A 272-nucleotide genomic window follows, 5' to 3' on the forward strand; every position below is an offset into this window, starting at 1 on the left:
TCATCGGCGCGCGGATGCGCACGCCGGCGACCTCGGTGTCGAAGGCGCGTTCGTATTCGCCGTCATAGTGGGCGACGTCGGTGGAGGTGCCGCCCATATCGAAGCCGATGACCTTATCGAAGCCGGCGAGCCTGGCTGTCTCGACCATGCCGACGACGCCGCCGGCCGGTCCTGACAGCAGCGCATCCTTGCCCTGGAACATGTCGGCGGCGGTGAGACCGCCCGACGACATCATGAACATGAGGCGAGGGCTTTCCCTCCCCCTCGAGGGG

General features: G+C 67.3%; 1 protein-coding gene. It reads right to left on the reverse strand.

Annotated features, from left to right (window positions below; translation table 11 throughout):
- Positions 1 to 272 (reverse strand): hydantoinase/oxoprolinase family protein (locus EOB80_RS34385; protein WP_164762844.1); only part of this gene is annotated, 272 nt, incomplete at both ends.

The sequence above is a fragment of the Mesorhizobium sp. M7A.F.Ca.MR.245.00.0.0 genome (assembly GCF_003997415.1).
Classification (GTDB): Bacteria; Pseudomonadota; Alphaproteobacteria; order Rhizobiales; family Rhizobiaceae; genus Mesorhizobium.